5 protein-coding genes are annotated in these 16,572 nt (G+C 51.3%); 1 reads left to right on the top strand and 4 read right to left on the bottom strand.

What is annotated here, in order from left to right; genetic code table 11:
• Nucleotides 1–108 precede the first annotated feature (108 nt).
• Nucleotides 109–3,285, bottom strand: a complete 3,177-nt coding sequence (locus IPL32_16830; GenBank protein ID MBK8467483.1) for a hypothetical protein — start codon at nucleotides 3,283–3,285, stop codon at nucleotides 109–111.
• A gap of 1,085 nt (nucleotides 3,286–4,370) precedes the next feature.
• On the opposite strand from IPL32_16830, the gene IPL32_16825 reads away from it, so the two are divergent.
• Complete coding sequence (locus tag IPL32_16825) at nucleotides 4,371–4,877, top strand: transposase (protein MBK8467482.1); 507 nt, start codon at nucleotides 4,371–4,373, stop codon at nucleotides 4,875–4,877.
• A gap of 362 nt (nucleotides 4,878–5,239) precedes the next feature.
• Here IPL32_16825 and IPL32_16820 read toward each other — a convergent pair whose 3' ends face one another.
• From IPL32_16820 to IPL32_16810, 3 genes are all read right to left on the bottom strand, one after another.
• Nucleotides 5,240–7,483: a hypothetical protein gene (locus tag IPL32_16820; GenBank protein MBK8467481.1), complete on the bottom strand. Its 2,244-nt coding sequence runs from the start codon at nucleotides 7,481–7,483 to the stop codon at nucleotides 5,240–5,242.
• 255 nt (nucleotides 7,484–7,738) lie between these two features.
• Entirely contained in the window at nucleotides 7,739–15,115 is a 7,377-nt protein-coding gene (locus IPL32_16815; protein MBK8467480.1) for a choice-of-anchor J domain-containing protein, read from the bottom strand.
• 457 nt (nucleotides 15,116–15,572) lie between these two features.
• On the bottom strand, nucleotides 15,573–16,373 hold the full coding sequence (locus IPL32_16810; protein ID MBK8467479.1) for a ZIP family metal transporter: 801 nt from the start codon (nucleotides 16,371–16,373) through the stop codon (nucleotides 15,573–15,575).
• Between the last annotated feature and the right edge of the window lie 199 nt (nucleotides 16,374–16,572).

The raw sequence follows: 16,572 nt of genomic DNA, 5'->3' as shown, positions 1-16,572 counted from the left end.
GATTACGACTTTAGGTTTCGAATGTTTCAAGAAATATGTGCGAATAGACCAAAGAAAAAGCCCGCCTCTTTGTTCGAGGCGGGCTAAGTCAATTGCTAAGGTTCATTGTTATTCCTGCGGATCAGCAATGAAGTCGGCATCGAAAACGTTGTCAACAAGGCTGATCACGCGGCTCGGAGTGCTGAACTGGTAACGTTGAGAGTTGACGGTTACAACATAGGTCTCGCCTGTCCGCAGGCCGTCAACGGTGAACCATCCGAACGAACCGGTCTGAGCAATGATCGGCTCAGCCAGCGAATTACCCGTTATCACAACCTTTGCATTGCGAATGCCGTAGCCGTCGGCTGTCATTACGCGTCCGGAAATGGATGATCCGGCCGCCGTTGAGCGAATGAACTCGAGTCCCCATCCGCCCGCGATACTGCCAACCACTCCGCCGGCAGTAGCAAAGTCGTCACGGACATAAAGTCTCCATATGCCGTTAGCGATCGTGCCGCTAAAGTTGCCGCCAAGTGTTTGAGTTCCAGTTCCACCAACCGTACCTCCCGGCAAGTTGTATGGTCCGATAGGAGCCGGAGCAGGGAAGTTGGCAACGGTTCCGTATGACGTCGGTTCATAATCACCTACTGTCCACGGCCCGTTGTCGGGAACGACCGCTCCCGCTACATCTATAAAGGTCAAGGTTGACGGTCCGCCCGCGGTTGATCCTCCTGCGTTGGCCATGATGACCATGCTTTGTCCGCCGGGGCCGACAAGCAGGAAGTCAGCGTTATCCGGCACATTGGCAGAAATATCATATAGCGTCAGACGCATGGACCCGATAACGCCTGCCTCGCCGGTAACGGTGATAGTTGACGGGTATGGATTTCCGGCTCCGTTCTGATTGATAAATATCTTACTTGGGGCCAAATGTCCGGTTGCGGTGTCGTTGATGGTTAGTACCGCTGTTCCGGGTACGCCAATGTTAGCACCCACCAATGTAAGATTGACCGTCTCGTCAGCCTCGATGATGCCGTCTCCGCAAAGCGGTATATTGACAACCTTGGAAGTTTCAGTTGGATTGAATGTAACTGAAATTCCGATCTGGCTTACGTAATCCGGGCCGGGCAATCCTGGTGCATTACAAGCAGCTCCTCCGTTTGCCGTACCGTTCGAGGTTGAGAACGTCACCGTGCTTGTACCGGTTATATTTCCGGTGCGGACTATGGTGATCGCAGCGGTCTGTGATTCGTCTTCCGAATATGTTGGCGAACTAAACTGGACCGACGGCGGAGTTGCAGTAGCGGTCGCAGTTGGCGTAAACGTACTGGTCGCTGTACCCGTCGCAGTTGCTGTTCCGGTGGCGGTCGGCGTTAGCGTAGAAGTGGCCGTAGGCGTCGGAGTGAAAGTGCCCGTGCTTGTAGCTGTTGGCGTAAACGTCGAGGTCGCCGAAGCAGTCGGTGTAAACGTCGCAGTTGAAGACGGTGTCGCTGTTGCGGTAGACGATGGCGTAAAGGTCGATGTCGCCGTAGATGTAGGCGTAAAGGTTCCCGTAGCAGTAGCCGTCGGAGTAAACGTTCCGGTTGCTGTAGCTGTTGGAGTAAATGTTCCGGTTGCCGTAGCTGTCGGGGTAAATGTTCCTGTGGCAGTAGCTGTCGGAGTAAATGTTCCCGTAGCCGTAGCCGTAGGCGTAAATGTTCCGGTAGCTGTCGCCGTCGGCGTGAAAGTCGATGTGGCCGTAGCGGTCGGAGTAAATGTTTCCGTTGCAGTCGGCGTCGGAGTAAATGTCGCCGTGCTTGTTGCAGTCGGGGTAAAGGTTGATGTAGCTGTCGCCGTCGGTGTAAATGTCGATGTAGCCGAAGGCGTCGCTGTATTTGTCAGTGTAGCCGTCGCTGTCGCCGTGTTTGTCGGCGTCGCGGTATTCGTCGGCGTTGCTGTGTTTGTTGGTGTACCTCCAACACAGCCCGGAGTCGTCACAACGATCGAATAGGGCACTACAGGCGGGGCCGCATTGATCGGCTGCAGCGGCGGGCTGGGTGTCGAGCTTACGATCGGCTGGTCACCCTCGACAACAATATTCCAAGTCGCTCCCGCAGGTATGTCAACGGAGAAGGTCACCGGGCCGCCGGGAACAGCACTTGCTCCCGCGTCGCCGCCATAAGCAGCACAGACATTTCCGGTAGGATTATACGGCCCTGAATATATTGACGGTATAACGCTGCCGGGGCCTGTTGCTGTGGTCGTGAAGGTAAACTGCTGCGATGTTCCGGTGCTATTGGTAAACGGTATCACATCGTATCGATATGTATTGATTCCCGGTGGATATGTGGTGACAATCGGAGTAGCCGAAGGGGTCGCGGTAGGTGTTGCCGATATGGTAGCCACAGGATACAAGCCAAGGCCCAGTGGGCATGCCTTTACTGCGCAGCCGGCCGCTATGTTGTTGCGGGACAACCGATTGTCCCGTGTAGTGTCGCCGGCCTGAAGAGTACCAACGATAGGCGTCCCGAACGGCGTCGCTCCTATAGGAGGCGTCGCTGACGGACCGATGAGAGTAAGCTGGCCATCGACAGCGTTATCAGGAACGTTTCCGCCGTTAAACTCGAATGGAAGGTTTCCGCCACCCGGTATAGTTTCCCAACGGAGCGGCGATGTGGAACCGATCGGGCCGATAACGACAAACCTCAACGTAACCAGAATGCCTCCGTTCGGACATGCATTATCAGGTTGTGGTGGTACGGTGGAACAGAGCGGAACACCCTGAGCGTCAAACCAAGCCATCTTTAGCTTGCCCGACCGAAAAGGATTTGTGGTCAAGACGCCGCTAAGTGACTGATTGCTGAGCGTGTTCTGAATGGACGCTGCTTGAACCGGCTGAGGCAGCAAAACGGCCGGATCAAACAAGATATCAGCCTGCCACGATGTGATGCCAAGGCCAGTGAGATTCGACACCATAACGTTAACACTTATATCCGTTCCTACTGGAACGTTTTGTATCGGAGCGATCACGTCAACCGGCAATTGTCCCAACTGTTCATTTGAAGCATCGTCCGTACCGTTAGATTCCGTTTTCACAGCCTTTCTTTCAGGAGTTCCGCTAGCGGCGGCCATTTCACGAAGGGTTTCGGCATTGATAGGGCGTTCGGACATAGTCACCGATACGCCAACAGCGAAACCCACACTCGCTAAAACCACTATGACGCTGAGAACCACGTCGGCGCGGAGGTGGCGTGACATACCGATCTTATTGAAAATCGGTGTGCCATAAATGTTGAGAACTCCTAAAATCTTTTTTAATCGGGTCATAGATGCTCCTGAATATAACTAAACAAAGCGGACAATAATACTTCCGCTAGTTTTTTGAAACCTGACCATTTCACGCTTATTTTCACCCGCATTTAACGCGAAACATCCGTGCGTAAATGAACAACTTCTTATCCAAAAGGGATAGTGCAGATTTGGTCTGCTAGTAGAGTACCAAATTACCAATTACAAAGTCCATAAGAAATATAGTAAGTGGGGCAGTTTTGTATAGTAATCGCAATATTTTATTTTGTGTCCTTGGTGTCCTAACCTTAGCGGCCTCTGTGTTAAAAGTTCCTTAAACACAAAGAACTCAAAGCGGAAGACTCAAAGAATACAGAGCTGTCCCAGTGTCCCACTATTTTTTTCGCAAAATGCCGTTCCAATCGTTCGGCACCGTTCCACTTCAGCGTGGAACGCTATAAACATTGTAAACAATACAGTTATCGCCGTTTTTTTTTGATCGTGTTCCACGATTTTTCGAAAAAAGTTTTCTCGTCAAATTTGGTTGCCAACATCAGGCCTGAACGCCTTAGACTCTGTAAATATTGAGCTTATAAGTCCCGTTTGTCCGACAGATTATGACAAATGCGTACTTTGTAATACAGACTGTTACAGCTACCGCTACCAACTCTTTTTAATTGTCAAAGGGCAAAGATCATTGAATCTAAAATGACCCCGCATCAACGTAGCGCATTTTAAGGAAAAAGGGAATACCAACTTTCCCGAAACGACGTAGTTTTCTCAATTTGATGTAACTTTCGGACTAATGCAAAAGCCCGCACGTAAGTAAGGGCGAATCACGCGACCCCAAATAAAATGCGTATGCCACTGCAAAAGCCCGCACGTAAGTAAGGGCGGTCCGAAATGCAAAAGCCCGCACGTAAGTAAGGGCGAAACACGCAACCCCAAATAAAACGCGTATGCCACTGCAAATGCCCGCACGTGAGTAAGGGCGAATCAGGCAAGCCAAACGAAACGTCGCAGCCCAAATGCAAAAGCCCGCACGTTAGTAAGGGCGAAACACTCAACATACACGAGACGAAGCCGAGCATATCAAAAAAGGTGCTATAATCACCAAAAAAAACATGTCCGAAGACTACGAAGAAAACGAATTTCCTCTGGCATACCTGATCACATTCAGGACATACGGCACTTGGCTTCACGGTGACGAGCGAACATCAGTGAGTCGCCAGTCGAAAGGTATTATTGACATCAATTTGCCTCTTAAGGAACATATGGAAGCAGAGATGACCGGAAAGTCTGTCATTTTGGATCGTGCCCAAAGTCTGGTCATTCAAGACAGTGTAAAAGAGGTATGCAAGCATCGAAATTATACTCTATATGCAGTGAATATTCGCTCTAATCACGGACATGCGGTTATAGGAGCAAAAATAAAGCCGGAACGCATCGCCGATGCCCTCAAGGCGTACTCCACTAGAAGATTGCGTGAAGCCGGACTGATTGCCGCCGATGTCAGAGTTTGGTCTCGCGGACGCAGTAGAAAATACCTTTGGAAAACGCGCCACCTTGATGCTGCGATCGATTATGTTTTGTATTGTCAGAGCGATCTGCCGTTTGAGTTGGAGGACTGAGATTTTTGAGGTGAGTGTATCGCCCTTACTTACGTGCGGGCTTTTGCATAGGGCTGGGTTTCATTCGGGTTGAGTGTATCGCCCTTACTTACGTGCGGGCTTTTGCATTCTCTGAAAATTTCAACGCAAAGTGGCTAAGGTGCGAAGACGCTAAGGTCTGATCGATAGAAATTCTTCCTTTGCGTCTTTGCGTTAAAAAATTCCTCCGCTCATATTGTGTGTTTCGCCCTTACTTACGTGCGGGCTTTTGCATTTGCTTGTACCATTCTGCAAAAAGAGGCTGCCTGAAAACAGGCAGCCTCGATTTTTTTAATAGATCGCCTAACCTATAGGGAAAGGCGATCTAAGTCTAAGGGTAACAATTAGTCTGCAGTTGTATTTGCTACTGCAGGTGTAAGTCTTACCTCACCATCAACGATGTTCATGCGGATGCCCCCTTCGTTGAACATAAAGTTCTCCCATGTGATCGGTGAAACGTCAAACGGATTACCAACAGCGGTGAAGTGGAAGTTCAAAAGAGTTCCATTATCGCCGAGGGCATACGGTCCGTAAACAGCAACTCTCAGAACGCCAGGCGTCGTCGGGTTAGCAACTACGGTCATTTCACTGCTGACCGTTCCGCCCAAGGTAACTGCATTAGCCGTAGGCTGAATGACCTTAGGATCGTAACGGAGGTCGAACTGATAAGAGATGATTCCCTTATCTGCTGCGCCCTGGATGCTGACCGGAACGACTATGTCGCTGCTGGCCGGTGCCGACAGTTTAGCAGCCTGAACCGCAGTAGGCCTGGTCGGGCCGCCTGCACGAGGCTGTCCAATGATCGTACCTGCAGGTCCGCATGCGGGTCCTACAGTTGAAGTCGGATCACACCAGTTACCCGATGGGTCGCCCATAAGGTAAGCCAGATAATCCTGAGCTGTGTAACTGCCAGGCGAATTGTAGGAAATACTCGAAGCCGCGAATCTCCAATCACCGGTAACGTCTACCGGGGCGGAGCTGGGCAAGGTGACCGCCCACAGGGCCATTTGCGATGCGTCGAACGATGATACCTGACCCGTTTGAGTTACGTTTGCCACGAAGTTCTGCTTCGCGGTAAAGGTGATCAGCTCGACGACCTTCTGTGCCGTTATGGCAGCATCGTATGCACTGATGCTAGAACCGTGCGTATCAGGCAGTGAGGTAGCTGCTCTGAAAGGTGAGACCGTGTAGACACCCGTACCGAAACCGGACAGCACATAATCGCCGTTCGCATCAGTAAGACCGCTAGCGACAAGCGGGAAACCGCCGCTTACGTTCATGGTCACGTTAGGAACAGGACGCGTAAACGGAGCTCCAAACATGGTGTTGTCATACAGGACTCGTCCTGCGACGGTACCGAGGATCTGAACGCTGCCGTTCTGAACGCAGGTACTTGGGTTGCCTTCGTTGTACTGGAAGCCGCTCGGAACTGGCGGGGATGTAAATCCAACGAAATTGACCGGAGTAAATGTACCAGGTCCACCGGTTACTGTCGGGAATGTAATAGTGACCAGATCGCCGGCGCCGACGAATGGAGTGTCGCCAAAGAGCGAGATCAACAATGTGGTGGTCGATCCGCTGATCTGACGGTTAACCGTCAAAGCCGAGAAATTCGATGCACCTACAGGGCCGAGAGCAACGCCGTAAGGCGAGGTCGGAACACCTGTCAGGATCGTGTTGTCATACGAGATACGGAAGTCAGCCGAGAACGCCTGCGGCGTTAGGGTCGTGGTATCCGACGTGGTGACGGAAAGGGTCACTGATGAACCTGTCGTCGTTGTTTCGTCTTCGATATCGATCTGACCACACAGAGGTGTCGGTGTCGGTGTCGATGTGTTCGTTGCCGTAGACGTTTCCGTTGGTGTGTTCGTCGGTGTGCTTGTGTTCGTAGACGTTGCGGTGTTCGTTGCCGAAGGCGTAGGCGTATTTGTGTTTGTCGCCGTTGCTGCCGGGATCGAAAGGCTGCCGTCAGTCAAAGGATTCGGAACCGGCTCACCTTCATTAAATACGAAACCAGGGTGGAACGACGGGCTTGGTGACGTGTAGTCCTCAAAATTGAGTACAGAGCTGTCTCCTGCTGATCCAACGATATTGAAGTTGAGGATCAACAGTGTGCCGCCGCCGACGAGAGGAGCTCCCTGGAAAGCAGACACGATAAAGTGTCCACCGGGAAAGCCTACGTTAGGCGTAACCGACATGCTTGAGCTCAATGTACCTGTTTGTGTGAAACAAGCATTAGCAGCACAGGTTGCACCGCCGAGGGGCACGAGGACCGCCGGATCATAACTGATCTGGAAGTCATACGAAATTACGCTGAGGCCCGTAAGGTCGCCAACAGTGATAGCGTATGAAATGTTGCCGCCAGCCTGAACCTGGGCAGGCAATGACACCGGTACGTCCACAAATACTTGTGGTGCGGCCTGAGCGTTGCTCTGCAATCCAAAAAGCTCCGTTGCCGAATCGATAAAGGCAAAACGGGAATTTCCGGACGCAAATGCCGTGACACTCATCAACAGGGCCAACGCGGTAGCCATAAAGATCGATCCTTTAAGGCTCTTAAATCGGGAGGATTTTTGGTTGCTTAACATGATATGTGTATTCTCCTATACTTTAGTTAAAATCTATTCGCACCTCATCACAGAGACCGAACGAAATACGACCAATTTCTTGGACCAAGAGGAACATTATCAAAAATAAAACACTTGAAGTATCTTTTTGACCAATGTTATATATCAAACGGATTCGGTGTCAAGTAAAAACTGCTTATGTAAGCAAGATTTAAGCTCAGGGCACCTAAAACTGTCAAAGGGCGGAGATTTGTCCCCGCCCTTTGCATTCTCTGTCTATTGTCCGGCGACCATGTCAGTGTTAACCGAGCTGCCGGTGATGCTGACTGTCAGCGGGGCGAATGCCGAGTTGCGTGATTCGACGCTGATCGTGTACGTCTGGCCGACTGTCAGCCCTCCGAAACGATAAACTCCGAATCCATTCGACATTGCAGAACGGATCGCTCCCGTTGTGGTGTCCGTCAATGTGACGCGGGCATTTGCAATGCCCTGTCCCATCGTGTTCACCACACGGCCTGTCAGCTCGGCCTGGTTTGGTGCCGAGGCTGACAATTCGATCGCTCCGTCCGTTGTAAGTGTTCCCGGATCGCCTTCGTTGAACATTACGTTCTCCCAAGTAAGCGGCGAGGTGGAACCAGGGGCTCCGACTGCCGTGAACTTGAGATTGAGCAGCAATCCGTTGCTGTCGATCGGATACGCTCCGTACATGACCACTCGAAGCAGTCCAGGCTCGTTCGGGTTTGCCACTGCTGTTAAGCCGCGGCTAACCGTTCCTGCCAGGTCAACAGGCTCTGCCTGAGGCTGGATCACTGTCGGATCATAACGGAGATCAAATTCATAAGAGATAATTCCCTTATTCACCGCTCCGTTGATAGCCACAGGTATGATCACTTCGCTGTCTGCCGGTGTCACAAGTCTCGGAGCTGCTATTGCCGTGCTCCTTTCAGGACCTGCTGCCGGTCGAAGCGGACCTGCTGCCCAGTTACCCGTCACCTCGCCCACAAGGATACCGATGTAGTCCTGTCCGGTCTGAACACCGATCGGGTCTGTGTATGACCTTGTTGTCGGTGATGCTCCTACAGGGAACGTCGGTTGTGATACGCCGGGGACAAAGAACCTCCACTGGCCGGTAAGGCCAACAGGTGCTCCAAGTCCTGACACAAACCTTGCGATCTGTGCCGCGTCGGTTGACGACAGTGCTCCGTTGTTGGTCACGTCTGCCGAGATCAACTGGCGGGCGGTTGGGATAAGCGAAACACCTGAAACGTGCTGTGCGATCCTCGCAGCATCGGCTGATGAGACGCCGTTCTGTCCCGTCGTCTTCGTCACTCCGATCGTGTAGTTGCCAGCACCAAAGCCGGTCAGCGTATATTGTCCAGCTGTTCCGCCCGGTGCATCCGTGTTATCCGTAACAACCGGCGATCCTACCGTGCTCGTCACCTGTGCGTTCGAGATGAACTTGGTGGTCGGCGATGCAGGGTTACCGTAAGTCACAACACCAGAGACCGAAGGCGTGTCCGCAGGTGTCGGCGTGTTCGTTGCCGTTGCTGTCTCGGTTGCCGTAGCCGTAGCAGTGCTGGTCGGAGTTGCTACAACACAATGATATTCGAGTGTATCGATACCAATGTAGTTGGAGTTATCTCCTGACGGTCCGCCGTTCTCAACGAAGTAACGGAAAGCGAGACGTCCCTTAGCAGGAGCTCCCATGCCGCTGATCGTTACGGTGTATTGAGTCCAAGCTTCAGGATATCCGCCAACCGTTAGGGTTGGATTGATATCGAGCAGAAGCGTTGTAAAGTCACCCACGTCTGTAGCGGCTGTTCCGACATTCGTGCTCGTACCGTTCGTGCTCATGCGGACCTGCAGACGATCCGGGAATGGCGATGCAACACTTGTTCGAGTGTAGAACGTCATCTGGCCGCCGTTCTGTAACAGCACAGGCGGGGTCAATGCCCAGTTGCTAAGGGTCGCAACTCCGGCTCCGCTCTGGAAGTTAACGCCAAGATACTGATTTGGCGTCGGGTCAGGACTCGGCAAGTGAGCAGGGAACACCACAGGATTGCCCTGGAAGTAGCTGCCTATGCCGATCGGAGCACTGTTGTTCTGGATATACCAGCCAGAGCCCGAAACGAGCGTGGATACGTCATTGAATCCCTCTGTCAGGTCACAGACCGTATCAGGAGGTGTTGGCGTAAAGGTAGCCGTTGCTGTAGCCGTTGCCGTTTCCGTCGATGTCGGCGAGTTTATCGGCGTGTTGGTCGGAGATGCACATGGGCCGGCATCCGTAAAGATCCTGATCTCCCATCCACCTGCGATCGAGCCGAAGTCACCGATTGCGTCGTCGTACACGTACAAGGACCATGTTCCGTTTGGCGACGTTCCAACGAACGGAGCCAACGATGAACCACCTGCATTGGCCGGTGCCGGAGCCGGAAGCTCGTCAACAACTACGCCGGTGTTGGTTGGCCGATAAGTCGAACCGTTTACCGGAGGTGCCGGTATGGCAACCGCCGAATCACTGTCAAGCGTGAACGAGATACCCGTTACCGCTGAACTGCCGCCTACATCAGACATGATGACCGCATTCTGTCCGCCGGGGCCGACAAGAAGCATATCTACGTCTGAAGGGAATGTGTGATCAAAACCGTTAAGTTTGACCGCTACCTTGTAAACATTGCCCGTCAATCCTGATACCGTGATATCCGAAGGATAAGTCGGGCTTGCTCCGTTGTCGGGTATTACAACAGGTGCTGTGTTTGCAAAGTTAAAGGTCAGCGGTTCACACGTTGCTGTCGCTGTTGGCGTTGCAGTGTTTGTCTGCGTTGCCGTGTTTGTTGCAGTTGCTGTTTCAGTCGCGGTGCTTGTGTTCGAAGGCGTACCGGTCGGCGTATTTGTATTTGTCGCCGTAGCCGTTCCGCATCCGCCATCGATGACCAACGAGACTGCACGAACTGAGCCCGTGTCGCCGCCGCCGCCGTCGCTGAAGTTAATGACCCAGTCTCCGTTCGGGTTGATTCCGTCGAATGCACTCAGAGGATTATTCGGCGAGAAGTTTCCGATCGGGAATGCCGCTGCAGAGCCTGCTCCGTCGCAGCTATTTTCGATTGTCGGGAATCCGCCGTCATCATCCAGCGTGAGCTGAGCAATGTTGTTGTTCGAACATCCGAATGTAGATGCCGGAACGCCTGGACGGTCAAATGCAACAACGGATCCTTGTCCGCCTGGTGCGATGATCGTCACCTTAACGTCTCCAACCCATGAATGGGGAACTCCCGCTGTAGTCGAAGGCACTGTAGCTTCCTGTGTTCCGTCAAACGTGAAGTTGAGGTCGGCAACCGTTCCTAATCCGGTGACCGGGATCACGACATCAACACCTGCAGGAAGATTATCCGGGATATTGACCTGCGGGCCTGTGTAGCTAAATGTGCCGCTACCACAACCAGGTGTCGGTGTATTGGTCGCCGTATTTGTTTGTGTCGCAGTATTCGTCGGCGTTGCTGTATCCGTAAATGTTGGCGACGCAGTCGCTGTATTTGTTGGTGTTGCAGCAGTCGTTTCATCCGCGCCGATTTCCTGTGCCGCTCCCAATGGACGCGTGTCACCGTCATAGTCTGTGATAATACCGCCAAAAGCAACCGCCGCATTGATTACCGGGCTGAAGCCAGGTACATGCAAGTCCGCAGCGGATACAAAGGATGGATTAGCCGAGATGGAGTTAGCATCCTTGCCAATTCCCACAGGCGATGCAGCTTTCCAATCCGTCAGGTTTGCAACATCGACCGTGCCATTATTTCCGAACACATTTGCGGTTCCGCCTGTGTTGAAAATATCGTTGTAGTCCGATGTAAGGTTCGCAAGTGTCGTATTCGTCTGGTAGGCGTAGTGTTTACCCGTACCGCCGGAACGATCGTTAAAGAAGATGTTTCCGCTTGCATTCGTCGTACTAGCAATGGACCAGTGATAGGCCCAAGAGTTGCTCACCCCTGTGACCGAGCCGAAGATGTAAACCGAGTTGTAAAACACGTCATATTTTTCACCTGTGGCCGTTTGATCCCAAATTCCCTTAAGGGTCAGCGGAGCCGTTGCTCCCAGAGTAATCATGTTGTTGGAAATCACCGACGTATTTAAGGTCGAGGTGTCAAACAAGTGAATACCGTAAGCCGAAACCGTAGAGCTCGTATTCAAATCGTGAATGGAGTTGCGGTCGAATGTAAACCCATCAATTGACGTCGAACTAGGCCTAAAGCCTGTAAGAGCCGTGGTCTGAGCAACAGCCTCGAAGATCTCATTGCTGCGGTATGTCGCCGTGACGGAATTGCCATCGTCTCTAATACCCGTATTTGAGAAATCGAATACGCGATTAGAAGTAAACAACGTATTGGTGTTCTTAGCCGTGGCCGTTCCAAGGTTAAAGAATCCATAAGCCGGCGCAGTTGCACCAGAATGGATATCATTAGCCTGGAAGGTATTCGTGTTATTACCAACCGTTCCCGTAGCCGTTGTACCCAAGAACACTACACCGTTGGATGTTGATGTGGAAACTCCTCTCAGATCGAGGTTCTTAAAGGTGTTAGATGTCGCACTATTTAGTAAGTGAGCTACGGCACCAGTCGTGCTCGTATTCGAAACGATCAGGCTCTTGTCCGAACCGCCAGTTTGGCTGCCGTCAACAGTAACGCGGTCAGCTCCATCCAGTCGGATCAAAGAAGTAGTCGCGGCCCCTGAAATCGTCCATGCTCCGCCATTTGGCTTGATGGTCACGGTATAGGTTCCAGCTCCTCCTCCTTCTTCAACCTGTTGATTTAGAGCGACCGTGCCCAATTCAGCGGCGAGGTCACTGGTAATATTGACCGTGAGGTTACCTGTCAAAGCTCCAGCGTTCAATGCGGCAAAAATTCCTCCCGCATTTGTGAGCGAAGCGTAATCACAACCCGAGGCACAGACTGTTTTTGTGCCGCTAAATGCAGCAGCAATAATATAGCTCCGTGGAGTTGTCGGTGGAGTAGTTACCGTGTTGACATTCGTTGCAGCAAAACCTGCACTCGGATTTGCTCCGACGTTGCCAACCGTGTCCTGGGCAACTACAAAATACTGAACAGTGTCGCCCGCGGTTACTGTACCGCCCGTTACCAGAGAGTAGTCGATAGTGCAGGAGTAGGAACCGGTGCATTGTGTTGAAACAAACGGGTCGCTTACGCCCTTTCTAAAGTAGATGCGAGGTGCATCGGCACCGCCGGCAACACCGCTAAGATCGGTGATGGTGGCCGCAAGGGCTCGATTGGCCGTGCTTGTGGTGTTGGTGAGATTCGTATAAGAAATGGCCGGAGCGGAAGCGTCGAGTAAGGTGAAAGTGCCTTCATCAGCGCCGATGTCCGGGGTTGTCGCATTACGGGTATTGGTATCGATATCCTGGGGAACCCAGGTTATTGCGCCACTAAAATAAGAACCGCCGCTTTCAACCTCGGTCGCAATGGCAGTATCTATATGCAGGTCGGTGGGTGACAGGAATTGCGGATTGGTACTTTTACTTGCCGTGTCCTGACCAGTCATCGCTGCTTGCCAATTTGAAAGCGTGGCATAGTTGGTTGTATTGCCCAAGCCAACAAAACCTTGGGTCGCATTTGCAATGTAAAGATCATTGTTATTCGAAACCGATCCTGCGATACCAGTTAGGGTTGCCGATGTAGAGTCCCAAGCTACGTGCTTCGCAACACCTGCCTGAGCACCGGTAAAGTTTGAGAGGATGTTATTTCTAATATTCATCGTGGCACCACTGGTAGTGCCAATGGTCAAAGCTGAACTAGAGATGTTCGGCGAACTCGACCCGTCGATCCGAACGGAGTTGAAATCTACATGATGTGTATTTCCAGTGCCGGTGCCGTTAGACTGAACTTGAATACCCTTGATCTGTCGCGTCGCACTCGCCGCTCCGGTATAGCCGGACGTAATGTTCCAGACAAAGTTGTTATAAACCCTGTTCGCGGCCCCGACGGCAGTTCCAAAGATGTTGGTCCTTATTCCGGTTATGCCGGAAGTCGATGTCGTGCTTGTACTTCTGATGTCATGAACCTTATTTCTGTAGGCTTCGTTGGTGCCAACCGTTTGGTCTAAAAACAGACCATCAACCGTGACCGCACCCGTAACGCCGACATTTCTGATCTCATTGTCATGGATTTTGACATTATTTTGAGCAAACGCTCGGATTCCATAAGTGGCAACTGTTCCGCCGCCAATATCGGATGCCGCTGCTCCACCAATGGTGTTTGTTCCACCCGGAAGCGGGGCAATCTCATTGTCCGTATCACTGGGAAGAATATTTGTTAGAAGGAAAATACCTCCATAAACATTCTGGATCGACAAATTATTATATTGGTTAAATGAATTGCCGCCTGCTGCTGCATCGGCGAGAGTCGTTCCACTGGCCGTCTGGCCGCCGCCAAGTTGATTGGCCGATTGAAGAATACCCTGTGACAAGGTATTGGCCCTGTTCAGCGTGATTGAAGTGTTTTTAATTGTGTTACGTTGAGCTCCGTTTGTAGGGTTATCGCTGATCACTCGATAACCATATTCAACGGCGCTGCCCGATGCTATCGTAACGTCAATTCCGTCAAAGGTTATATAGTCGCCCTTGATGCAAACACCGGAATCCAAAGCGCTCGCGGTTCCGGTTGGCGAAATAATAGCGTGCGTAACACCACCTGAATTTTTGAAAACTATAGGATTTGCGGCTGTTCCTTCGGACTGGATGCACGGCAAATCTTCGGCGTAGGTTGCTCCATCGGTAAGTGTATAGGTAACACCTCCAGCCGCAACGCCGTTAGCATTGAGGTCATTAATTGCAGCCGTGATGGTTGCATAGTCGCCAGGGATAGTCTTGGCGCCACTTATTGTCGGTACATATGATGTTAGAGATATTTCATCAACCGATGCTGGAACCGTTCCCGCAGATGTGTCATTATGCCAAGCGAAAATCAGGCGAAACGTCGTTCCAGCCAAGGAGGATGGTAAAGTCATGGTGCCCGATGCGTAAGTCGATGCACTAACGAAATTACTATTTTGAGCAAAGACAAGAGTCGCCCCAGTCAAAGCCGTTCCAGAACTGGCTGGAGCCGCCGTGGTTGGGGTAAACGTCGTTGGCGCCGTATAGATCATCAATTTGTCAAAGTACGTTCCACTAAAAAGGTCTCCGTCTCCCTTAACCTTAAATGAGAGCTTTATTTGAGTTTCACCAGCCGGAACCGTCACGTCCTTGTAAAAATGGCTGACTGCGGCAGTCGTGTTGCTGTAGGCGTATGTTGCACCCGAAGTATTGGATACGTAAGCACTTCGGGCTCCCGCGGAAAAAGTGGCGGTTCCCGCAAACCAACCATTTGTAGCATTATTAACAACGGTCCAGCCGTTGTCTGCCATCGTGCCGCCACCCAATTCAAATCCACCATCTCCTGTAGGTGAGATAATGGTAGTGGCCAATATTGACATCGGCGCATTCGCCTGAGCCGGTGCCGAAGCACTCTCGGGGGCGGCAGCCGACGCGCTAGTCGGGAACAGGCCGAATCCAAAACCGGTGCCCCAATTGGCACTGACGGTTATGGCCGTGACAGCTATTAGCGTAAGCGCTATAGCGATAAATCGTGATTTTTTCTGCGTGAACATATTTAGATTTCTCCTCTCCTACGGTTCTTTAACAACGAGGGTCATTGGACGCTGAGCCCAATGAACACACCAATAACAACGTGCACAAGCTGTGCACAATCAAAAGAAAAATTTGTCTTAAATTTCTAGAACGATGTCGCGATTATACCCATTTCGGGGGAGATGTCAAGCAATTTGTTGCCGATGCAGTGCTTTTTTTTATTTCCGGCAATTTTTTTTACACGCAAACAGGCCAAAGATCCTTGGATAATAGATCGAAGTTTTAAAAAAGCCATCGGAGACACCCAAAAAGCCATCGGAGATACCCCAAAAAGCCACTTTACACACCCAAAAAGCCACCAAAAAATTGGGCAGCACTGTTGAGCTCATATGCTCGTTCACCATTTTGCTTACAGCGACTCATCGGGACATTTTATCTTGCCGTTCATCGCAGCATATAAGTCGTACTTTTGTTTCATCACTTCTCCAACGCCGAGTGAAGCAGAAGGTGGGTCAGGAAAAACAACGCAACGCCGACGAAGACTGACAGAGACACAAGCGGGCTTTTGCCTCCGTGATGATTTACCTCAGGGATGAGGTCGCTTGCCGCCACGTAAAGTGTGACTCCCGCAGAGACGGGAAGCGCGTACGCAACCGTAAATCCGAGAGTCGTTCCGACAAAATAAAAGGACATTACGCCCAACAAGGTCGTCAATCCGATCAGCGAAGTTGCTGCGATCACCCCGCGAATGTCTTTGCCGGCGGCCATAACCATCGATCCAACGGTGAAACCCTCCGGAAATTTGTGCAGAAAAACTGCAATGAAAACGAGCAGCCCGATCCGCATATCGATCTGAGCGGAGGCTGCGATCGACACCCCGTCAAAAAACGTGTGTATCAGCAAGCCTCCGACTGCGGTATATGCAGACGATGTCGAGATCATTTCGTCAGTGTGAACTTCTTCGCCAAGATGAAAATGTGGCGCGATAGTGTGTTCAAAAAACTGAGTGAGCAGGTATCCGCCCATAACGAGGAACATTGGGAAATAAAGATCTTCGATAACGAGCGGCGTGGACTTTTGCCAGAGAATTACAGATTCAGGCAGAAGTTCAAAGATCGTTACGGCGAGCATGAAGCCCGCTCCGAGAGCCAATACGTAGCGAAGCAGGCGTTTGTAATTGTGGTGAAGTCTGGATGGGAACAGTATTAAACCGCCCAAAACATTAGCCAGCGCAGCAAGCAAGCCAAAAACCAATAGTTTTAGAAATAAAGAATCCATCGTCGTTTCGAGGTCGCTTCTATCCTATCTCAGCGAATATGCGAACACAAAACGAATGTCGAATCGGTCAAAAATCGCCGAAAATGCGCTTAAATTTGTGATTAAGAGTGATTAAGAAATATTCGCTTGACACGATCCAAAATATCAGCGTAAAATGCTTGAGTATTTGCAAATCACCAGCAATTGCTTGTGTGACCCC

The organism is Chloracidobacterium sp., from assembly GCA_016711345.1.
In the GTDB taxonomy this organism is placed as follows: Bacteria; Acidobacteriota; Blastocatellia; order Pyrinomonadales; family Pyrinomonadaceae; genus OLB17.
This window is presented reverse-complemented; position numbering and strand designations above follow the sequence as displayed.

Bases quoted from the DNA above. Each gene is read 5' to 3' on its own strand.
- IPL32_16820 (MBK8467481.1), bottom strand. From the start codon at position 7,483: ATGTTAAGCAACCAAAAATCCTCCCGATTTAAGAGCCTTAAAGGATCG.
- IPL32_16830 (MBK8467483.1), bottom strand. From the start codon at position 3,285: ATGACCCGATTAAAAAAGATTTTAGGAGTTCTCAACATTTATGGCACA.
- IPL32_16815 (MBK8467480.1), bottom strand. From the start codon at position 15,115: ATGTTCACGCAGAAAAAATCACGATTTATCGCTATAGCGCTTACGCTA.
- IPL32_16810 (MBK8467479.1), bottom strand. From the start codon at position 16,373: ATGGATTCTTTATTTCTAAAACTATTGGTTTTTGGCTTGCTTGCTGCG.
- IPL32_16825 (MBK8467482.1), top strand. From the start codon at position 4,371: ATGTCCGAAGACTACGAAGAAAACGAATTTCCTCTGGCATACCTGATC.